The sequence below is a fragment of the Bacillus cereus group sp. N31 genome, from assembly GCF_016483245.1.
Taxonomy (GTDB): Bacteria; Bacillota; Bacilli; order Bacillales; family Bacillaceae_G; genus Bacillus_A; species Bacillus_A toyonensis.
This window is the reverse complement of sequence record NZ_JAEHCH010000016.1, coordinates 72,909-93,579: the sequence shown is the minus strand read 5'-3', so window position 1 is coordinate 93,579 and position 20,671 is coordinate 72,909. Positions and strand designations below refer to the sequence as shown.

Sequence of the window (20,671 nt, the reverse complement as noted above, 5' to 3'; positions counted from 1 at the left end):
ACCTATATTTTTGGTGTAGCTTTCTTCTTTATTTTATTAATCAGTTCTATGTACTGAGAATCTCCATATCCGATTGCAGGAAAAAGATGAAACAACTTCGTTAATAATTCTTGAGTTGATAAATCTTTATTTTTAGAGATAAATTTCATTACAGCATTATCTTCTTTTAGCATTTCTAAATATAAGTCTATAGCCTGATACATTACAGGTGGTACCTTATAGAAAGTCTTCTTATGGTTTACTAATACTTCATTGTATATCAAAAAATAATGTCCCAATTCAAGCTCAATTTGATTTACTTTAAATTCATCTTCTCTGAAGCTATTTAAGTATACCTTCCCTTCATAAGAAGACTGTTCAAGGTATGAAAGGATAGTAAGTAGGTTCATTTGGCAGAACATATCTTCACCAAACCATAAAACAATACATTTGTACTCTTTTGTAAAAAGTTTTTTTAATGGATTAATCACCTTTTTTGTATAACTTTCTACTGAACTGTTATGTCCTTCTACTCTTGTTTTAATAAACTCATCATCAAAAACTTGTCTAGTAGTTGCATTTATACACATTGCCTCGTTAAATGGCGCATAATCAGACTCCCCCATTAGCTTCTCGGTTTTAAATTCTTCATACATCATTTGACCATTCAATATGTTAAGTACATCTTTAGCAAACAACTCACTCTTCTCATTTCGTAACTGTTCAACCTCTATTTTTCTAGAAATATCCATATTATCGACTCCTTCTATATTTATATTAAGTTTAACAAATGATTGAATTGGCATTTTGTTAAGTTGGTATTCTCTCGGATTCATTCCAAAAACACTTTTGAAAGCTCTACTATAAGCCTCTTGCGAAGAATAATCGTAATCTAATGCAATATCTATTATCTTTTTATCATTCGTCAAATCCTCCGTAGATAAATATAATCTTCTTAAAAGAATATAGCGTCTAATACTAATGCCTGTTACTTGGTGAAATTTAAAAGAACAGTAATAAGGGGAATACCCCATATAACGGGATAATTCATCTAATGAAAATTCCTTTTTTAAATTGCCCTCAATCCAGTCAATCATCTGTTGTATATGTTCATTCATTTAGTTCACTCCTTATTGAAAAGTATAAGAGGGATTCATTTTTTTCTTTTGATATTTCTTGTGTTTTATAACATGAGCTTTCCTCTAAAACCTTTAGACTTTATATGTAAGTATTAATTTTATATTTTTTCAGCTATCTTATTTTGTCATCCTTCTATTAATTTTTCAATTTCCGTTAACTAGTATGTTGGCAACACCTTACTAATTATTAACAAACAGATTACATGATATTTCATTTTAAAGGAGTTGAAAAATTAAACACGAATTTTGTAAATTAGGATTCTTTAGTTTTCACGTTTTAAAATCTAAATTTGGAAAGGACGTTACAATGAACGAGTTAGAAAAAGACATACTTCAGTTTATAAATGAACAATATTCGTTACATTTTATTAACATTAAACCAATAACAAATGAGATGTATGAATGTCTCTCAGAACAAGGTACATACTTCATTAGAATTACAAACTATAAAACATATGAAGAACAGTTAGAGGAAGTTACATATACGAATTTTTTATATCAAAACGGCTTAGGTGTTCCACCAATACTCCCTTCTTTACAAGGGGATCTTGTAGAAAAATTAACATTAGACAAGGAGATTTTTGCAGTATTATATAAAGCTGCTCCTGGTATACATTTACCCAGGTGCGAATGGAATTCTACTATATTTAAAAAGCTTGGTCAACAAATCGGAAAATTACATCGTATATCTAAAAGCTTTGAAAGGGCTAAACCGGTTAAATATATTAACGATTGGTATGAGAATGAAGAATATAATTTTCTTAAGTATATCCCTAAAGAAGAAACAACTATAAGAGAAATTGCATCTAACGTTTTAACTTCTATAAAGGAGTTGCAAAAATCCCCTTCGAATTACGGCTTAATTCACGGAGATTTATGGTTAGAAAATATTTTAGTTGAAAATAATTCAAACTTAACAATGATTGATTTTCAAGACTGTGAAAAACATTTTTATATATTTGATTTAGCCGTTCCAATCTATAGCGCAATAGAATATTCATTTGCTGGAAATGGGAATATTGTTGACTATAAAAATTCTATTACAAAAGCGATTCTTGACGGGTATCAAGAAGAAAATGAACTACCTAAAGAAATGATGGACAAATTTCCTTTGTTTATAAAATTAAAGGAGATTTTTGAATACAGTTTAATGCATATGTATTGGGATAAAGAGGAATTAACTGAGGAACAAATACGGATAATGAATCTTTATAGGCTAAAACTTGAAAAAAATTATTCCTTAATAAATATGTAAAGCGAATGTTGTTTAACTACTTAACTATAGTTGAACAACATCCGCTAAAAACTCGATTGATTAAGAATGTTTTACATATCATCTTTTATTAGTTGTGATTCTTTTACGTGCTGTTTCTTAATTAATATTGCTTTATACAAAAAAGTAATACCTAGTACAGCGAAAATGATACTTACAGGAATACGAGAAATATGGGGAAGGTAGCGCGGAAGAAAGAAAAGACGGACTTTTTCATCCACATCAAATATTTCAAAGACTATTGGTACTATACTTTGGTGAACTAAAAAAAAGATTCCTATAAATACAAAAAGAACAACAACGGCAAGTTTTTTCTTGGGTAATTCAATTGCTTTATTACGAACTTTATTTTTGTGATTATCACTATTTATTTTCATTCCACTTTTCATTTCAAATAGCAACTCAGGACCATTTCTTTCAAGTTTTTTGTAAGCGATGCACCCTAACAGCCATGCTAAAAACAGTCCCGTACAAACCCCAGTCGGTATACCTAACCATTGTAAGAATTGTATATGTAGTGATGTCCCTAACCATACAACTAGTAAAGCGGGTATTATTGTTACTAGCACCATCAATAGCATGAGCCACGTAGTTATAAACATTTTACTCGCGTTCATATCGTCACCAGGTATTATCGTTCCTCTTCCACGACGATGTGGATCAGTAATTGGAATTAAGTTAACTACTGAAAATACGACAATAAGGCCGACTGCCCCACCAAGTAAAGCCGGGATTACTGCAAATATCCATGGATAAATAAAAGTAAGTCCGCTAGAAAAAGTGAAAATTATTGTAGTTAAAATTGCCACAGGACCAATAGCTATCAACCAAGCTAATTGGCGGCCACGCACGTCAATCCTTTCTGCGCCAGGTGTCACCAACGTTAGCCATAACGCACTTCCATCGAAACCATATAAATTACAAGCAAACATACTTGTAAATACAATCATAATTACTCCCGCCCAAGGCATTAAGTATGGTATATCCGCAATTGTAACTATAATCCCATAAAATACACCTATCCATATTCCCATCCGCAAGAAACGCCCTCGTTGTGGATCCTTCCCCCAACTTTTTAGCTCCTTAGTTATGATCGCTCCTATTTTAGGTTCAAAAAAGATTTTTAAAAATTTTCTATAATGCTTATTAGTAATCTCACTTTTGATTTTTTTAGAATCTCTCACTGTACTTCTAGTCAATAATGTAGTCCATATAAATAAAAGAAGTCCACATAATATTGTTATTGCACTCAAGAAAACACTAGTTAATAACCAATTAGATTGACTTCCGTACTCAACAGCAAGTATCGTCCAACTAGATGGCATCATGTAAAGTAGCACAGTATCATTAAATATTATTCTATTGATTACAGGAAGTGCATACCAGCCCACATTTAGAAATGCAATGATGAAACCAATGAACATTGCTCCCATTTCCATACCAACTCTTGATTTCATCGCCTCACTCATAATACTAACTATTACTTTTGATAACAACACTACAAAAACTAACTGTAAAATAATTGCAGGGACCGCAACTATAATTGCATATATACTAATTCTAGCTGCATAGATTAATAATCCTATGAAAGCTAAAAAACTAACGAGTGGGCCTACTCCTATAAAAGTTACACCGAGAAGCATCCTAGCTAGTTTATAAGAATTGAGCGGAAGCAGCACAAAATATTCAGGACGTAATATTCCGTCTCCTCCAGTAAGCATCGGGCCTATAATCCACCCTAGTGTCCAAATAGCGAATGTTACATATAAAATGCTTTTTGATATAGTTTGTTCTGTTGGATAAAAAGAAAAAAGTAGAATAGTTCCAATTGCTAGCAACAAACCGACTAATCCTGTCATAATAAATAGAACTGCCCTGCCACGATTCATTGAATGTTTAAGTATTGATAACTTCATTTGAATTAAAACATTAACCAAGACAATTCCCCTCCTTTAGCGGCGGGTTTGCCTACTAATCGAATGAAAATATCCTCTAGTTTTTCTTCACCACAAACATCTTCCATCTTTCCAGATGAAAGTACTCCCCCTTTCGAAATAATTGCAACGTGATCACAAAGTTGTTCAACTAATGCCATGACGTGACTAGAAAATACTACAGAACCACCTGAACTAACAAATTTCTGTAAAATCTTTTTAATAGTAGTTGCAGAAATGGGATCTACCGCCTCAAACGGTTCATCGAGAACAAGTAATTTTGGCGCATGAAGGAGTGCAAGTGCAAGACCAAGTTTTTTACGCATACCAGTAGAATAATTAATAACTAGAGTCCCCGCAGTATTATTTAACTCTAATACTGCGAGTAATTCTTCTGCCCGTTGAGCAATTTCTTTGGCATCTATTCCTCTTAACAACCCCATATATGTTAATAATTCGCGACCAGTAAGTCTTTCTGGTAAAGCCAATCCATCTGGTAATACTCCAATCAGCATTTTAGCTTGTTTTGGATTACTCCAAACATCAATCCCAAAAACTTTAACGTTTCCGCCATCCGGTCGTAACAAACCAACAGCCATCGATAAAGATGTAGTTTTTCCTGCTCCGTTAGGTCCAACAACTCCATAAAAAGAACCACTTGGAATAGTTAAATCAATACGATTTACTGCAATAAATTCACCGAATCGCTTATGTAATTTCGAAAGTTGTAGCGCAGGAGCGGATTTCTCAAATTCGGTATTCAATAAAATCGATTCATCAGTTTTCATAAAACAGACTCCTTTTTTTTACTACTATATTCTTTGTAAGCAAAATCCAATAATTTTACTCATTTAATTACAATACTGAATCATTAATTTATTTAGTAATGCATTGTTATTAGCTGACACCTTTTCAGTTAGCCTAGCTGCAATAATAATAGGAGCCCATTGAAAGATCTCATCTCTTGATAAGCCCGTATTTCTGCAATATATATGTAAATACATTTCAGTTAATTCTACTGAAGCTTGAGCGTACAATAAATATGTACGAAATACATCTGCACGAATATCACCTGAAGTAGCATCTACCCGATCTATAATTTTCACATTACCATTACTGAGAATTAGATTAAATGGATGGAGATCCCCATGACAAAATCTATGTTCAAATTTGATTGCATCTAACTTATTTAATATATTTTCCTTTTGTTTTTCATCCAATTTATGTACAGATTTAATTTGTCGTTCTAACTTTTCTCTCATTGATTCCATATCATCGGTATTCACACATATAGCATGAATCTTTTTTTGTTCATTAACACAAATATTTATGTAATGCTCTGCTTCCTTTACATTATTAAGCAGTAGATCACCCATACTTTCCCCTTTTACATATTCCATAATAATTGCCTGTCTATCGTGTATCTTTGTCACTTCAAATACGTTTGGAACTGGTAGCCCACATGAATAAGCATATTTTTGTTTTTTCACTTCAAGCATAGACTCTGCTCTGTATCTGGAAGATATTCTTTAAACAGTTTCACAATCTTATTATCATACAGATAAATTTCTGCTGTATTTCCTTTAGCTATTAGCTCACCTAAGTTCAAGTTTTCCCCTCCTTAAAGCATATAGTATTCTACACCCTTATTTTAAATTCACTGCAATGTTAGGAAATCCTTCTACTCATATAAATTCTATCATTACAAAAATCTCTGAAATGCCAAAAGAAAAATACGTATTGAAAACAGCCCTATAATTATTTTCAGCACAATTATAGGGCTACTTTAATGATGTTCATAATTTTTTGTTTCGTTTGACTTAAATAATTGTTATTTTTAGTAGATATTAAAATACCAATCGGAATGTTAGAATTAAAACCCTTAATCTTAAAAGATAGTACTTCTTCATTCAAAATTGTACCTTTGGGTATAATTCCTATAGCATTCTCAAAGAGCATTTGTGGAATAAGGTTCAAAGCACTACAATTGTATACTCTCTTAAAAGACAAATTATTTTCCGCTAATAAAGAACTTACAGATTGATATGAAAAACAACTATTTTCACCTACAATTATGGGGTAATCTATAATATCAAATACTTCAACAAAATCTTTTTGTAGTAAAGGATGATTCGGATGGTTTACTATAAATTCAATTTGTTCATCACTTATTGGAGTGAATTTTATATTCGAACTATTATTATGTCCACACACCGCAAAATCGACCTTATTTTGTTTAATCATCTCTGCTAAAAGTGCAGTATTTCCCACTACAAAATCACAATGTATATATGGTTTTTCATCGTTTAAAAACTTTAATATTATTGGAATTAACCTTTTAGCAAAAGATTCTAATAGACCAATTCTTAAACTCCCTCTCTCTTCATTACTAATACGTTGTGCTTGAGATTTGGAATACTCCCAATGTGTTAATAAGTTTTCTACTTCCTCTGCAAAGAGTTTTCCCTCTTCTGTTAATCTCGCATCCCATCCTCTTTCAAATAATAGAAAACCTATTTCATTCTCTAGCTTTTTTATATGTGTTGTTACAGTTGATTGGGCATAGTTTAATTGTTTAGCAGCTTGTGAAAACGTTCCTTCTTCAATAATTTTTTTAAATGTAATTAATTCTTTTATTTCCATTTGACACACCATCTTTATCGATTTTATTGATAATAAGTTAATATATTTTCAATTATACAAATGAAATGATTGGAAGTAAAATGAATTCAAAAGAAAGGAAGTGCTCTAATATGCCATTTGTTACTGTTTATCATCCTGAAGAATTATCCGATAATAAGTTATTAAAAAATGTAAGTATCAAAATCCATCATTCATTAATGGAACATTTTAATATCCCCGAAAACGATTATTTCCAAATGTTTTTACCTTATCCATCTCATCAGCTGTTTTATGATCCTTCTTATCTATTAGAGGGTTCAACAAAACGATCTAATAATATGATTTATGTTTCAATTACGTGTAGACCAGGAAGAACAATGAATCAAAAAAAGGATTTGTATAATGCTATAGCAACTACCACAGCTACTATATTACACATCTCTAGTGCTGATGTTTTCATTACTTTACATAAGACATCAATTGAGAACTGGCCATTTGGTCAAGGAATAGCTCAAATGTTACATCAACATAATAACTAGATTTTATATTCTTTAAAACAATATAAACTTACCGCTCTCTATAACTAAATAGAAAGTGGTAAGTTTAATTTACTAGCAATATCAGAACGGAACTCTGGTGTATACAAGACAGTAAACGTATATCCCTGCTCAATAAATAATACTTCATTATGTTTACATTCATATGGAACACTATTTTTCTTCAAATTATTTTGTATTCGTTGTAAAAATGCTTGATCTGGTGTTCCGAAAGAAACGTGTACTTTTGGTGGTAAAGCTTTCATAGCAATTGGAATCCAAGCTCGCTGCCACCAAGTTGCAACAATGTATGCAGTACCACCTATAACAAAGTTGAAAATGTCCCCATCTTCCATCGTTTTCATATTTAGATTTGATTTCAACCACTCCGTAAATACAGGTACACTTTTAACAGGAAGACCAATTTCCCTTACGTATAAAACGTTTAACGGTGAATGTGAAACTAATACCTCTTCATTAATATAACTATGTGCGATAATTTCAAGAAGATTTCCATCACCGTCTTTAAAGTATAAATTGAATCGACCGCTCTCCTTGTCAATTGTATGACCATCTTTCCATTTCACAATGAGTAAACCAGATCCTTCAAGCCAGTTTGCTGTTTCTTGAAATTTTGAATATGGAATCTCAAAAGCGAAATGCGCAGGTGCAATTGGTTCATACACTTCCTGAAAACTAATTGTTGTGTATGGCGTTACTTCAAATTGAATAAATGATGCTGTTTCTTTTTTTATCGGAAAAGATAATATATCTCTGTATACTTGTTTTACTCCTTCTATAGAAACAGTTTGTAGTTTAATATCTGAAATGTGTGTAATCATTATAATAAACCTCCAAATTCATTATTTCTATTAGTATTGTATTTCAAAAACTAACAGGAAAAATCCATCTGGAGATTGAAACTTTAATTAACAAACTACTACTTTTGTATTAGAACTGTTGCGTTAACATTTTCAGCTAATACAATCTAAGCTTTAAGCAGTTTGCGTTTTAGTACAAATAATTAGTATGAACGACCACTTCAAGATATAATGAATAATATTTTAAGCTAAAAGGAGTGTTGTGTTGTGACGCAAAGAATTTCTTACTATGATGCTGCACCTGATGCTATGAAAATTATGATGGACATGGAAAAGTACACAAAACAATCCACGATTAATCGAACGACTAGAGAACTTATTAAAATTAGAGTTTCTCAAATCAATGGCTGTGCTTACTGCATAGATTTACATACATCTGATGCACGAAAAATGGGAGAGACTGAACAAAGAATTTATTGCTTAAGTACTTGGGGTGAATGTACTTTTTATACAGCGGAGGAAAAAGTCGCAATTGAATTAGCTGAGCATATTACACTTATTCCTACTAAAAGAGTTCCTGATTCCCTATACAAACGAGTATGTGAACATTATGATGAAAAACAATATATTGACCTTGTCTTGATTATTAATCAAATTAATAGTTGGAATAGAATTTCTATCGCGATGGGAAATACACCGGCAAAAAAATAACACTTTAAGCAAACAACTTACTCAATACGTTTTATTACATCCACTTCAAAAAGGTTGATTCTAATATATTACAAGAATCAACCTTTTTAAATTATATTGGACTTTACCAATGTTTTCTTATTTCTTCTACTATAACCTCCGGATAATCCCAATGTAACAGATGGGTAGAATTCGGGATTAGTTTTACTGTCGCTTTTGTTCTCTCACTAAAAATACTCGCTGTCTTCCCTCTATACTCATCCCAAATTTCTGGTACTGTAGCACGAAGTAATATTATATTAGATGGTAACTCCTCATATATATCCATTGTTTCATCCTTGTGCATACCCTTTACGATATTACCAGCTGTTGTACCCCTCGCATGCCAACATACTTTATTATCTATTTCTATACCAAGATCCTTAACTGCAAGTTCTAATAATGGAGACCATCTTGTATACGCTTCTTTTTCACTTTTAAAGAAATCATCCCAACTATTAAATACATACTCTTCAAAGTCCTTTTCATAATAAGCAATTTCTTCTTCCAACGTTTCTTCTTGAAGCCTTTTCGTTTGGTACCCTCCATCAATGAGAATACTCCCTAATACCTTTTCTGGATTATGTAACAAATAAAATAGCGCTACAAAACTTCCCCACGAATGTGATAGAAAATAAAAATTTTCAATTTTCAGTTCATTCATTATTTCATTTAACCAATTTGCTAAGTTTTGCATCTCGTAATCTTCTGTTCTTTCAAAGGGCGGTGTTTTACCATGCCCAGGTGCATCAATGGATATAAGTCTATACTCTTCCTTTAGTTTTTCTGCGATTTCTATAAAACTTAAACTTGTACTACCTAATCCATGTAAACAAAAAATAACGGGTTTATCATTTTCTCCCCACTCAGTAATATGTACGATTAATTTTTCATTGTTAATATAGTAACGTTTCAAAACAGTTATCCTCCATATTTTAATTTTCAAATTTACATTATGATTATTTCTATTTTTTTTAAGTTTACCCTGCTTTTTTCCATACAAAAAAGCAAATTTTCTTTAAAATAAAATCTGCCTTTACGCTAATGTATATTATAATTTAACAGCAATAATCATAAACCTCTTTGAATTCGTACGAATCCCCTTTTCAGAACTATTCGCGTCGATGAACTTTTGTAAAATAGTAAAATCCTCTTCCTCTTCTCCAAAATTAGGAATAATAGGCGTATGTTTTAATAAAAAAATGAGATCTTCAGGTGTACTGTAATAATCGGTAACATCATATTCACGTACTTGCACGAGTTCAAGTCCTGCATTAATAAGTTCACTCATATACTTTTCTTTTAAAGTGCCATCTCTTTCACCTAAGCATTGTCCTCTGCCAAATGCTTCTTTAAGGTTTAATTTATCATGTTCACAAACTTGTTGTGTTAAGAAAAAAGCACCTTTTTTCATTACTTTTGCTAACTCAGATGCTAGAAACGGTGCATGACAACTAGAAGCAATATCAAAATAAGCATGCGGAAACGTTAAAGCTTCAGAACCCATTTAGAGAAACTCAACATTTTGTACACCTATTTTTTTCAAGTTGGAATGTGCTGTTTCAATCATGCCATTAGAATTATCTATTCCAATTAACAATTTTGCTGAAGATGCTATGTTAAGTACATTCTCTCCTCCACCTGTACCTATATCAAGTAGCATGTCTGATGGTTTGCATCTTTCTTTCACTTCGCCATAAAAGTCCCAAGTGTCTCCTACCGTTTCACATTTCAGCTTACTGAAATCCCACCCATTTAATCTTCCTACTTTATCATAAAAGTTTTTGTATTCTAATTCGTTCATTTTATTATTTCCCCTTTGTAAAATGCATGAAATGTTTAATACTGACGATCCTCGATATAGACTCATAGTTTATATTCTCGTAAAGCTTCTTTTATATCTAGTATGCATTTTTTCAGCCCCGAACAACTAGTTACTTCGAATAATATAGGATTTCATCTACCCCATCTCAATTCGAAGATTCTATGTATAATAACATGTTTTAATTATATATAATAAAATATAAATTATCAAAAAATACCTTTCCGCAAAATCATTTAGTTTACATAATAATTTTATAGTCTATTTTTATCGGTGAATTCTAAATGTCCTCTACCCCAACCACACATACTATCCAACACCGTGCTTACCGTTTTTCCATGCTCAGATAAACTATATTCCACTTTAGGTGGTATTTCTTGATACATTTCACGTTTTATTAGTTGATCTTGCTCTAATTCACGAAGCTGCTTCGCTAATGTTCCTTGAGATATATCGGGTATTAATCTCTTTAATTCACCAAACCGTTTCGTTCCATCTGTTAGCAAAATAAATAAAATCAATGGCTTCCATTTCCCACCGATTATTTGTAATGTCGCTATTACCCCTTTTAATTTAGGTTCTTGTAAATCCATCTTCTCACCTCTCCTCCCCAATCCCATCATAGATCATAATAAATAATCTTTCATGTTATTTCTCCGTTCACTAATTCATTAGTACGAAAGTTGCGACTAAGTACAAGTAAAGTGCGTACTTTTCAAAAACCATTTTTTAACGAATAATAAAAGCAACACACATTTCTTTTTAATTTTATATTAAGGGAGAGGCTTAATCATGTCTTTTACTACATTAAAAGATAAACAAATCGTTATTATTGGTGGAAGTTCTGGTATTGGATTAGCAACAGCAAAACAAGCAATTGAACAAGGCACACACGTCATTATTGCCGGACGCTCGGAAGAAAAGCTAGAGGCTGCTCAAGAATTAATAAATAACAATCACCTTCAAACTTATGTATTGGATAATCAAAATAAAGAGCAATTACAAAATTTTTTCAAAGATGTCGGGAAATTTGATCATTTATTCACACCGGGGGCTTCTTATACACTTGGACCACTAACCGCTACGGAGGAAGTTGCTGAAAGTAGCTTTATCGGAAAGTTTTGGCCTCAATATTATGCCGTAAAATATGCCATTCCTTTTCTTTCAAACTCTGGATCTATCGTGTTAATGTCTGGTGCATTTAGTCAAAGACCACTTAAAGGCGCACCTGCTTATGGAGCTTGTAATGGTGCTATTGAAAGTTTAGGAAAAGCTTTAGCTGTTGAATTAGCTCCGATTAGAGTTAATGTTGTTTCTCCTGGAACGATACAGAGAGAGAATGAAAAAAATGAAAAAAGACTAGCTGCTTATGAAGATTATAAGTCTCTTTCTCTTGTACAAAGACCTGGGAATTATGATGAAATTGCACATACTGTCTTGTATTTAATGCAAAATGGGTTTACTACGGGTAGTGTATTATTTCCTGATGGAGGATACACATATCATTAAATTAATTTTATTCACCTGTATATTATCTTAAGGGCTTTACTTAAAACACAATTTCAATTAGATGAAAAATATTTTTAAGTACCTCATTTATTCTCACATTCAAACTTATAGTGAATGAATTCAACAGACACACCATTTTTCTAAACACTTTGGAGTACAATAAAATAAAAAAGGCATAAAATATGCCTTTTTTTGCTTATTTGTTGATTGGATAACAAACCTCTGTAACCCACTTATTAGGATCCGGTTCCATCGCTGGGCTCACATGATAAATATTAAACATCGGGCCTGCTAATTCGTAACCTTCCGTCTCAATCCATTTTGCGGCTGCTTCATTTACGTTTGTCATTTGTTCATAACTTCCGCTTACTGTTATAGAAGCTACTTTGATTGGCTCTATTTTTTGAAAATGAACATCTTTTGTATTTTCATGCTTTCCTAAGATATTTATCTGTATTTCTATATCCACATCATTTTCTTTGTATTCTTGATCATGGAAGACAGCGATACTATAACTCGGGTGAGCTATACTAATATTTTTCATATGAATTTCTTGCATTAATATACTCCATAAATCGCCTTCACAATTATACGATGGAATAACCTTTCTAACAGTAGCTACATTTCTTTCTGGAATTTCTTTTATTGAAACATGATAGTTCACCTCAACAACATCCTCTCTCATCGTTTTCATTGAGTTTTCGAGGAGACGTAATTGTTTTTGGAGGTTATTCATGTCTTCTTTAATTTGAGTACTACGATTTAGAAATTGCTCCTTTATACTATCTATATTATCGCATTCTATTATTTCTTTAATGGTAGCGATATTAAACCCCATGTCTTTTAACGTTTGAATTTGATTTACTTTCTTTAGTTGAGCCGCTGAATAATATCGATAACCACTTTGCTCATCGACTTTTACTGGCTGTAATAGCTCCACTTTATCGTAGTGTCTCAACATACGTATACTAATGGAAGATAATTTTGAAAAATCTCCAATTTTAAACATGGTTTCCTCCTAAAAATTCTGTCTACTTCGAAGCCCAACTTTATTTTAAACAATGACATCGTGTGAGAGTCAACTGTTTATAACAACTTGAATTATAATTCTTTAATTAATTACCTTCTTTCTGCCTTCTTAAGGCAATTAAGATTGATATTAGTCCGTTTACAGCAAATAAGGTTATTATAATTCTAGTTAGTAAAGCTACATCTGCTGAAAATACTTCAATCGTATGCCACGGTGAATTTGTACTATAAGTAAGAAGTGGGATTAAAATAATTGATAATATTAGAAATAGACTCCCTACGAAAAACCAATTGGATTTTTTACGATTTTTCTTATGTTTATATTTTTTAATTAACATAATCGATGTAATGAAAAGTATGAGTATAATTAACGACATTACAATTTGTGTGATTGGGATATTTTTAGGGACTTCATTAGGTTCTTCACCATTCAAAATACTAATAATCCCCTTTTTCAACACCACTAGTGCCGCCTCTTCTAATACATGATTTTTATTCGTTAAAATCACACCACCCCAGCCGCTATTATTGAAAGTAAACATTTCTGCATGAGCATCAGGGGTAGATCCTGAATGCCAAATCATCGTTTCGTTGTCATTTAAATTCGTTGTTCTTAATCCAAACCCATAACTTTTTTCTGGATTTATTTTATAAAGTGGTGATAAATAAAGGTCAATATTTTCTCTCTTTAAAAATTGAGTGTGCTCTTTGCGAGTTAAAAACATAATATATTGAATCATGTCTTCCAAATTCGCGGTAATATAACCATACGGTGTCCCAGCATTATCATAGGACACTACGCTTTTTCTTGGTATACCAAACCAAGATTGATAGCCTGTTAAATATCCTTTTTCATATGCACTATCTTTATTTGCTGCCGCACCATTCATTTCAAATGGCTGAAAAACATGCTTTTCCATATATGAAGAATATGTTTCATTTGTTACTTCCTCAATAAGTGCACCTAAAACAATATAATTCGCATTACTATATTGATATATTTCCCCTGGTGGAGCAGTTAATTTTACATTTGAAAGTTTCATTACATTTTCTTTTAATGATGTAGAACTTTTTAATTGCTTATCTGATAGCGCTAAACCTTCATATGTATTTATTCCACTCGTATGAGTTAGTAGATGTTGAATTGTTATATTCGAGGTTAATTGAGGATCTTTTAGTTTAAACCAAGGGAGATGTTGTTGAACTGAATCCTCTAATTTTATCTTTTTATCTTCTATTAACTTTACTATAGCTAAAGCTGTTAAAGATTTACTTATTGAACCGATTGCAAACGGTGTTTTACTAGTTACCTTTTTTTCAGACTCTCCAGTAATTCCCCACGATTTTGCGAAGAATACATCTTTATGATGTACAATTGCAACAGAAGCTCCTGGAATGTTCTGCTCCTTTATAAATTTTTCAATGTACTTATCTAAAGTAACTTTAATATTTTGCTCAGCATAAACTTTTGGATGTACGATACATAATATTAATACATTACAAAGAATACAAATTTGAAATACTTTATAGATAATTTTCTTCATTATACTTTAGATAGCTTTCTTTTTTTATAAATTACTAGGCTAATAAATACTAATACAGAGAGTGTAAAACTAATCATTATTAATACATAGTTCCACCACTGATTCTCTGCTATACGATATAAAAGATTATAATTAAATGAATTTTTACTATGAGTTGAATTATATGATTCAGTTAAAAATATTGAAAGTGTAGTTTGTGAGATGAGGTAAGTAATAAATGCAATGAATATGCCACTTAATAGTAGTGAATTTGATTTTCCATTTTCATTTTGAAATTGTTTCATTTTTACTCGTATATCAATTTCATTTATTTCCAAAAAATCTTGAACAAATAATTGAGGAGTTCCTAGATCGTTTAGACTATCCTCACCATCTTCATGACATTCCTGAAAATGTTCTAATAATTGTCGTTTAATATTTTCCCTTTCTTCTATACTTATATCGTATTGCTTTAATTCTTTAAGTACGTCAGTTAAAAATTGCTGTTCTTTACCTTTTAGTTCATTCCTCATTTCAAAAGGTCTCCTTTCAAACCGCTTTTTAATAATGTTTGAATATCAGATTGCAAATTTAGCCACTCATTAATTTTCTTCTCAAGTCGTATTTTCCCGCTGTCATTAATTTCATAATAAATTCTAACTTTGCCACTGGCTGTTACTTCTTGATATGTATTAACCCATTCTTGATTTTTCAACTTAGTTAAAATGGGATAAATACTTCCTACTCCTTTCAATTTTAAATTGTGTACTTCAAGCTCTTTCATAATTTCATATCCATAACTTTTCTTTCTCGATAAAATCGATAATACACACATTTCTAAATGCCCTTTAATTAAACTTGTTCTGTTAAATTTAAAAAATCAGATAATAAAACAAAAGGTTTATAAACACCAATTAACACTCATGACCTATATTTATCTCTAATTTTCACTTTTATAATATAATTATTACATAATATATCAACCTTTTATCCCTTTTAGTTTTGATTCTCCCTTCCACTTATACTTATACTTATACTTCTTTCCGTAGTGAGAAATATTGTATGTGGGACATAAAAATACTAAAAAATCCAACTTCTTAATTTTGACATTAAGAAGTTGGATCTTCTTTCGTTATTTCGTAATAATCATACTGTGCTATTACATTCACCATTAAGAATACACGCTTAATATTAATTGATTTAGTGGTTTTAATAACACATAAACTAATAAAATTTTACTTATTAAGCTCCAAATATTCATAAACAGCCATCATATCTCGTTTATCCAACTCACGAATACGATTAAAAATCGGTATTTCTGCAACGGCCTCCGTTAATAAACTTTCATCCACAACATCACTAACTGTTCCAGTTAACCATGTTTGCACATCTATGCCATCAACAATTTCTTTAAGCCCTTCAGCATTAATACCACTTGCATTACAAGTGACACATGAAATTGTTAATTTAAACACGCCATCATGTAGGTTATCTTCAGTTATAACTTTCTTTCCGTTACAGAATGGACATGGGTTGCTTTTTTTAATTTTATTAATTTGTGTAACTAATTTTTTGTAACCAAATGCTTCGTAAACATATGTTAGTTTTTTATATTTTCCATTTGTGAAATACTGATCTATAATGGTTTCTCTTGTTTCATAAACATTAGAAAAATCACAAATAGTTACTTGATTATTGGCGCTAATGGATTCTATATTCCCTTTAATTTCGTCCCAGAATGGTAAAACATTTTGTAACACTATTTCATAATTTGAAAAACTTGCTTGTTCTAATTCGAACATTTTCAGTGCAACTTGTACTTTTCTTGGCAATAAAGAAACATCTTCCGTCAATCTCATATCTCCACCTATTATAGACTTCAATTTAACGAGTGCCGGTAAATTACCAACTGTGTTCAACACTTCATCCATAGGCTGATTAATTATTTCACGAATATCTGAGTTTCCAAACTTAAGCGATTTATGATGATTTAAAACCGTCCCCTCACAAATTGGACATGTCATGATTTCTTTAGATTCCTTAATTTGTTCTTTAATAGCTGCTTTAGAAATCACAATATATCCACCAATGATCGTATTAAATCCTACCCATGTTCTACGTGTCTTACCTTTCTTATCATAAAATGATTTTTCAAAATACCCGTACCAAAATGTATGTTTTTCCTCTTCTGACATATCATTATAGCTCTTTGATAAATCATGACCGAGTTCATTTTTAATTTCTTCAAATAAAAATTCTATTTTTTCATATTGATAAAATTTCAATACTTTCATGATTTCCGGATCGAATAAACCATCCCAAAATGGAACATTTTTATCTTGTATTGTAATGTCTTTATTAAAGATTTCAATCTTAAGGCGACCTGAACAAGACGGACAGTGATTATCCTGTGAATAAAAATCAAAACTTCTCGTATCTTTATTGGTTGGATGGGAAGCTATAATTTGATTAATTAATCCACCAATCTCATATAAGAAACTATATTGACTATACAAATGTCTTTCAAGATCAATAGCAATTATTGGTGCAATTGTATCAGATTCATATTCGCCATAAATTAATCGGGCCATTGATGATAAACTTTTTAAAATACCACCCTTATAAACGTTTTCAGCATTTTTAAAATAGTTAATATGATTTTCTTTTACATAGTGAATTCCTTCTTTACGCTTTAGCGTTGAAGAAATATGTATTTGTGCAGCCTTTTTCACACTACTCTTTTGACGATAATAATCATTATGACTAATAACATCAAGATGTTCTACAGATTCAAGCTGTCTTTTCCCAAAATCAACAATATAATCCGAACTTTCTAGCATGTAACTATTATGTTCAATCATTATGATTGAGACTGATTCATCTTGTAAAATCCCTCTGACACTATCTATAAATTGATTTAAAATATTTTGTGATAAACCTTTTGAAGGCTCATCAAAAATAAATAAAGTATGTAGGTTTCTTGTGTTGGCAAATAACTCCGACACTAAATGAACACATTGAAACTCACCTGTTGATAATGTTTGTGTTTTTCTTTCTAATGTTAAATAGCCGAGTCCTAATTTGATTAGTAAACTCAAGCGCTTATATGCGATATCTTCATTTGGAAGGTCATCAATAATATCCTCAATTGAACGTTCAAAAATATCATCAATTTCTTCACTATACTTTGTCAGTTTCTTTTTAATATCAAGGAAAGTAGCAACAGTTGATCGACTTGTAATTGACTGATTGCGATCTTGTCCTACCATAACAAGTTTGTCTTTTGGATATCGCTTTTGAAAATCTTTAGCGATACATTCATTAACAAGTGTAGATTTTCCACATCCTGATTCCCCAGTAACAGTTACAAGTCTATTTTTAGAAATCTGAAACTTAGTCATTTGGATATTTCGACAATATAATTCATGGAATGTATAATATTCTGTTGGCACTTCGTAATTTCGTTCTGATAGTAATGGCTTTGGCCTTGGTGATTCTTTCACAATTTTCCCGCCATATTTTCCACTACCAGGTCCAAAGAATAATTGCTCATCAGTTGTATCCAGTACTGTATCTGAATGATCAATGAGCCAAATTTGATTTTTGCACCCTAATTTTTTGATCTCTTCTAATATTTGTAATAATGTTACGTGATCAAGCCCCACAGAAATCTCATCAATAATAATTACTGCATTTTCACTTACTGCCATGAATTCAGCTAAGTAAAGTCGTGTTAATTCTCCACCTGACAACGTACCCATAATTCGATTTAATGTTAAATAGCCGATGTTCATATTAATAATATTTTGTAAAATATGTTGTTTTGCTTCACTAATATTTAATTCTTCTGCTAATGAAAGAATAGATTCAACACTTAAATCGTTAATATCCGAAATTGTATGTGGTCTAGCAAATAACTCAATAGTATGTTGTTCAACTTCTTCACTAAAACGTTTTCCTTTACATTTTTTACACTCAATATTTTTAGTAGTACCACGCCCTTTACAAGCAGCACACCAACCTAGCGGATTATTAAATGAAAAAACCTCAGGAGATAGATTAAATTCTTCAGCAAGTTTTTCACGAATCTCTTTAAAAACACCTGTATGAGTACCAATTGTCGAGCGCGGATTGGAAGAAATCGATGATTTCCCTAGAAAAAGGACTAAAGGCATTTCTTCCATCTTAATAGCACTAAAATTAGTCTCCATTATATTAGGAAATAAATATTGATATTCAGCCTTTGGCAATAAGGAAACTAGACGCTTCTTGGATTCTTCACCAATTGTTTGACAAAGAGTTGTTTTTCCAGATCCAGATATACCAGCAATACCAAGTGATTTATTAAACGGAATGATAGTATCTAATTTATTTATGTTATTTGCAATTAATTGATTTACTTTCATATTAACCTCTATTCTTATTTTCTTAAAAAACATTTTTATAATAGGATAATTACATAATTAATATTACCTATTATGCAATTATCCTTTCAGTTCATGAATATTGATCTTGTATTTTTCAAACCATTGTTGCCACTCATCTTTTGGAAATTCTTTCTCTTTTCCTTCTAACACGGAAGAAAAAAGTTCTAAACAAATATGCCAACCAGCAATATCTTTCGGTGTATGATCTGTTAATTCATGAATGAATTCTTTAAGAAGTAATAGGGATCCATTTCCTGCTTTATGTATTTCAAATCGGACACGATCTTTATCCCATTTGAATTCAAGTACTGCATTTAGTTGACACTCTAAAATATCAATATTTAAAAATGAACCGTCCATCATATCGAACTTTATCATTCCACCTGTTTTAAGGTTTTCAATCTGCAAATTAGACATCCATTTTTTAAGCTTACTGTTTTCAGTTAACACAGACCAAACTTCCTCTATCGTATAAGGAAATTGGCGTTGAAATTTTACAATATACCCAATAGATTGTTTCTCTATCTCAGCTAACATATTTATTCCCCTCACTCTCGTGTAGAATGTATGTTCTTATTTTACACGAATTTATGCATAAAAGAAATCTATATGGAAACTAAATATTAATTTAATGTGTAGATGACATTTTGAAAATTGATTGATTTATTATAATTTCAGCACAAATAAAAAAGCCGCATTTGCGACTCATGAACTAATACCTACTTGATTTGAATGACTTATCTTTTAATTGCGTCAACAATTAACGATGGAAAACCAAGTTTATCGCCTCGATTCCTAGAATCATACCTTTTCGAACGGAAAATAACCCCGTCATTCGCATCCCAGTCGTTGTAATAAAATTGACCATTTTCATCACAATACTCAAGTAGAACTACCTCAAATCCAGCCGTTTCAAACATTTTCGTTATTGTTTTGTAATTATGAACTATTTTATGACTTGCAGCAGGATGATCTTTCGGCCCAGGTCCGCCTATTTGAACTATATTTTGGTATGTTACATCCGGAAAAAATGCATCAGGGACGCCGCATCGAATATGACCTGATGGCTTTAAAAATTCATAACAAATTTCAGCTGCTTTTACACCTTCTTCAAACGTAAGATGTTCCCATACATGCTCAGCTAAAATAGCTGAAATGGAATTGTATTCAAATCTTTCTTCCCAAGTGGTATTGTCTAGTAAATTAAGTTCATCTTCTTGCGTTTGAATCCAACCTGGGTTATTATTAAACACTCCAGCTCCAACTACTACTTTAAGTTCATCTTGTTTTATTACCATCATTTTCACCCCGTAAACATTTTGGTTTAT

Annotated in this window: 18 protein-coding genes and 2 pseudogenes; 4 read left to right on the top strand and 16 right to left on the bottom strand. The window is 31.4% G+C overall.

Annotation, left to right across the window (positions count from 1 at the left end; translation table 11 throughout):
- Positions 1 to 2 precede the first annotated feature (2 nt).
- Positions 3 to 1,097: a helix-turn-helix domain-containing protein gene (locus JDS81_RS19245; protein ID WP_097952761.1), complete on the bottom strand. Its 1,095-nt coding sequence runs from the start codon at positions 1,095 to 1,097 to the stop codon at positions 3 to 5.
- A gap of 328 nt (positions 1,098 to 1,425) precedes the next feature.
- On the opposite strand from JDS81_RS19245, the gene JDS81_RS19240 reads away from it, so the two are divergent.
- Positions 1,426 to 2,373 carry a phosphotransferase enzyme family protein gene (locus JDS81_RS19240; protein WP_097952763.1) on the top strand — a complete coding sequence of 316 codons (948 nt, stop codon included), beginning with the start codon at positions 1,426 to 1,428 and terminating at the stop codon, positions 2,371 to 2,373.
- 71 nt (positions 2,374 to 2,444) lie between these two features.
- On the opposite strand, the gene JDS81_RS19235 is transcribed toward JDS81_RS19240, so the two are convergent.
- The 4 genes and pseudogenes from JDS81_RS19235 to JDS81_RS19220 all read right to left on the bottom strand — a co-directional run bounded on the left by JDS81_RS19235 (position 2,445) and on the right by JDS81_RS19220 (position 6,968).
- Positions 2,445 to 4,328 carry a hypothetical protein gene (locus tag JDS81_RS19235; RefSeq protein WP_097952765.1) on the bottom strand — a complete coding sequence of 628 codons (1,884 nt, stop codon included), beginning with the start codon at positions 4,326 to 4,328 and terminating at the stop codon, positions 2,445 to 2,447.
- The gene (locus JDS81_RS19230) at positions 4,313 to 5,113 is read right to left on the bottom strand and encodes an ABC transporter ATP-binding protein (protein WP_097952767.1); all 801 of its coding nucleotides are present in this window, start codon (positions 5,111 to 5,113) and stop codon (positions 4,313 to 4,315) included. The genes JDS81_RS19235 and JDS81_RS19230 overlap by 16 nt, the downstream gene beginning before the upstream one ends.
- A 63-nt stretch (positions 5,114 to 5,176) precedes the next feature.
- Positions 5,177 to 5,934: pseudogene (locus tag JDS81_RS19225) on the bottom strand (phosphotransferase family protein).
- A gap of 164 nt (positions 5,935 to 6,098) precedes the next feature.
- On the bottom strand, positions 6,099 to 6,968 hold the full coding sequence (locus JDS81_RS19220; protein ID WP_000403090.1) for a LysR family transcriptional regulator: 870 nt from the start codon (positions 6,966 to 6,968) through the stop codon (positions 6,099 to 6,101).
- Between the two features lie 110 nt (positions 6,969 to 7,078).
- Here JDS81_RS19220 and JDS81_RS19215 point away from each other — a divergent pair, with 110 nt between their 5' ends.
- A complete protein-coding gene (locus JDS81_RS19215; RefSeq protein ID WP_097952769.1) occupies positions 7,079 to 7,486 on the top strand; it encodes a tautomerase family protein in 408 nt (135 codons plus the stop codon).
- Positions 7,487 to 7,530: 44 nt separating this feature from the next.
- On the opposite strand, the gene JDS81_RS19210 is transcribed toward JDS81_RS19215, so the two are convergent.
- Positions 7,531 to 8,325 carry a VOC family protein gene (locus JDS81_RS19210; protein WP_070173213.1) on the bottom strand — a complete coding sequence of 265 codons (795 nt, stop codon included), beginning with the start codon at positions 8,323 to 8,325 and terminating at the stop codon, positions 7,531 to 7,533.
- Between the two features lie 246 nt (positions 8,326 to 8,571).
- On the opposite strand from JDS81_RS19210, the gene JDS81_RS19205 reads away from it, so the two are divergent.
- Positions 8,572 to 9,015: a carboxymuconolactone decarboxylase family protein gene (locus tag JDS81_RS19205; protein ID WP_097952771.1), complete on the top strand. Its 444-nt coding sequence runs from the start codon at positions 8,572 to 8,574 to the stop codon at positions 9,013 to 9,015.
- Between the two features lie 103 nt (positions 9,016 to 9,118).
- On the opposite strand, the gene JDS81_RS19200 is transcribed toward JDS81_RS19205, so the two are convergent.
- The 3 genes and pseudogenes from JDS81_RS19200 to JDS81_RS19190 all read right to left on the bottom strand — a co-directional run bounded on the left by JDS81_RS19200 (position 9,119) and on the right by JDS81_RS19190 (position 11,448).
- Entirely contained in the window at positions 9,119 to 9,949 is an 831-nt protein-coding gene (locus tag JDS81_RS19200; RefSeq protein WP_097952773.1) for an alpha/beta fold hydrolase, read from the bottom strand.
- 135 nt (positions 9,950 to 10,084) lie between these two features.
- Positions 10,085 to 10,837 (bottom strand): annotated as a pseudogene (locus JDS81_RS19195) (class I SAM-dependent methyltransferase).
- 272 nt (positions 10,838 to 11,109) lie between these two features.
- Positions 11,110 to 11,448, bottom strand: a complete 339-nt coding sequence (locus JDS81_RS19190) for a winged helix-turn-helix transcriptional regulator (RefSeq protein WP_097952775.1) — start codon at positions 11,446 to 11,448, stop codon at positions 11,110 to 11,112.
- 199 nt (positions 11,449 to 11,647) lie between these two features.
- On the opposite strand from JDS81_RS19190, the gene JDS81_RS19185 reads away from it, so the two are divergent.
- The gene (locus tag JDS81_RS19185) at positions 11,648 to 12,364 is read left to right on the top strand and encodes an SDR family oxidoreductase (RefSeq protein ID WP_097952777.1); all 717 of its coding nucleotides are present in this window, start codon (positions 11,648 to 11,650) and stop codon (positions 12,362 to 12,364) included.
- A gap of 196 nt (positions 12,365 to 12,560) precedes the next feature.
- Here the strand turns inward: JDS81_RS19185 and JDS81_RS19180 are convergent, their stop codons facing one another.
- From JDS81_RS19180 to JDS81_RS19150, 7 genes are all read right to left on the bottom strand, one after another.
- The gene (locus JDS81_RS19180; RefSeq protein WP_097952779.1) at positions 12,561 to 13,373 is read right to left on the bottom strand and encodes a MerR family transcriptional regulator; all 813 of its coding nucleotides are present in this window, start codon (positions 13,371 to 13,373) and stop codon (positions 12,561 to 12,563) included.
- Positions 13,374 to 13,479: 106 nt separating this feature from the next.
- On the bottom strand, positions 13,480 to 14,937 hold the full coding sequence (locus JDS81_RS19175) for a serine hydrolase domain-containing protein (RefSeq protein WP_097952781.1): 1,458 nt from the start codon (positions 14,935 to 14,937) through the stop codon (positions 13,480 to 13,482).
- Positions 14,937 to 15,449: a DUF1700 domain-containing protein gene (locus JDS81_RS19170; RefSeq protein ID WP_140158458.1), complete on the bottom strand. Its 513-nt coding sequence runs from the start codon at positions 15,447 to 15,449 to the stop codon at positions 14,937 to 14,939. Before JDS81_RS19170 ends, JDS81_RS19175 begins: the two co-directional genes overlap by 1 nt.
- Positions 15,446 to 15,751, bottom strand: a complete 306-nt coding sequence (locus tag JDS81_RS19165; protein WP_097952783.1) for a PadR family transcriptional regulator — start codon at positions 15,749 to 15,751, stop codon at positions 15,446 to 15,448. The genes JDS81_RS19170 and JDS81_RS19165 overlap by 4 nt, the downstream gene beginning before the upstream one ends.
- A gap of 400 nt (positions 15,752 to 16,151) precedes the next feature.
- Positions 16,152 to 19,322 (bottom strand): ATP-binding cassette domain-containing protein, encoded by a 3,171-nt coding sequence (locus JDS81_RS19160; RefSeq protein WP_097952785.1) that lies wholly within the window; start codon positions 19,320 to 19,322, stop codon positions 16,152 to 16,154.
- Positions 19,323 to 19,400: 78 nt separating this feature from the next.
- Complete coding sequence (locus JDS81_RS19155) at positions 19,401 to 19,880, bottom strand: SRPBCC family protein (protein ID WP_097952787.1); 480 nt, start codon at positions 19,878 to 19,880, stop codon at positions 19,401 to 19,403.
- A 200-nt stretch (positions 19,881 to 20,080) separates the two neighbouring features.
- Positions 20,081 to 20,644 carry a class I SAM-dependent methyltransferase gene (locus tag JDS81_RS19150; protein ID WP_141499444.1) on the bottom strand — a complete coding sequence of 188 codons (564 nt, stop codon included), beginning with the start codon at positions 20,642 to 20,644 and terminating at the stop codon, positions 20,081 to 20,083.
- Between the last annotated feature and the right edge of the window lie 27 nt (positions 20,645 to 20,671).

What these genes read in the sequence shown, in the direction of transcription:
- JDS81_RS19245 (WP_097952761.1), bottom strand. Translation starts at nt 1,097, where the DNA reads ATGAATGAACATATACAACAGATGATTGACTGGATTGAGGGCAATTTA.
- JDS81_RS19240 (WP_097952763.1), top strand. Translation starts at nt 1,426, where the DNA reads ATGAACGAGTTAGAAAAAGACATACTTCAGTTTATAAATGAACAATAT.
- JDS81_RS19230 (WP_097952767.1), bottom strand. Translation starts at nt 5,113, where the DNA reads ATGAAAACTGATGAATCGATTTTATTGAATACCGAATTTGAGAAATCC.
- JDS81_RS19220 (WP_000403090.1), bottom strand. Translation starts at nt 6,968, where the DNA reads ATGGAAATAAAAGAATTAATTACATTTAAAAAAATTATTGAAGAAGGA.
- JDS81_RS19215 (WP_097952769.1), top strand. Translation starts at nt 7,079, where the DNA reads ATGCCATTTGTTACTGTTTATCATCCTGAAGAATTATCCGATAATAAG.
- JDS81_RS19210 (WP_070173213.1), bottom strand. Translation starts at nt 8,325, where the DNA reads ATGATTACACACATTTCAGATATTAAACTACAAACTGTTTCTATAGAA.
- JDS81_RS19190 (WP_097952775.1), bottom strand. Translation starts at nt 11,448, where the DNA reads ATGGATTTACAAGAACCTAAATTAAAAGGGGTAATAGCGACATTACAA.
- JDS81_RS19185 (WP_097952777.1), top strand. Translation starts at nt 11,648, where the DNA reads ATGTCTTTTACTACATTAAAAGATAAACAAATCGTTATTATTGGTGGA.
- JDS81_RS19180 (WP_097952779.1), bottom strand. Translation starts at nt 13,373, where the DNA reads ATGTTTAAAATTGGAGATTTTTCAAAATTATCTTCCATTAGTATACGT.
- JDS81_RS19175 (WP_097952781.1), bottom strand. Translation starts at nt 14,937, where the DNA reads ATGAAGAAAATTATCTATAAAGTATTTCAAATTTGTATTCTTTGTAAT.
- JDS81_RS19170 (WP_140158458.1), bottom strand. Translation starts at nt 15,449, where the DNA reads ATGAGGAATGAACTAAAAGGTAAAGAACAGCAATTTTTAACTGACGTA.
- JDS81_RS19165 (WP_097952783.1), bottom strand. Translation starts at nt 15,751, where the DNA reads ATGTGTGTATTATCGATTTTATCGAGAAAGAAAAGTTATGGATATGAA.
- JDS81_RS19160 (WP_097952785.1), bottom strand. Translation starts at nt 19,322, where the DNA reads ATGAAAGTAAATCAATTAATTGCAAATAACATAAATAAATTAGATACT.
- JDS81_RS19155 (WP_097952787.1), bottom strand. Translation starts at nt 19,880, where the DNA reads ATGTTAGCTGAGATAGAGAAACAATCTATTGGGTATATTGTAAAATTT.
- JDS81_RS19150 (WP_141499444.1), bottom strand. Translation starts at nt 20,644, where the DNA reads ATGATGGTAATAAAACAAGATGAACTTAAAGTAGTAGTTGGAGCTGGA.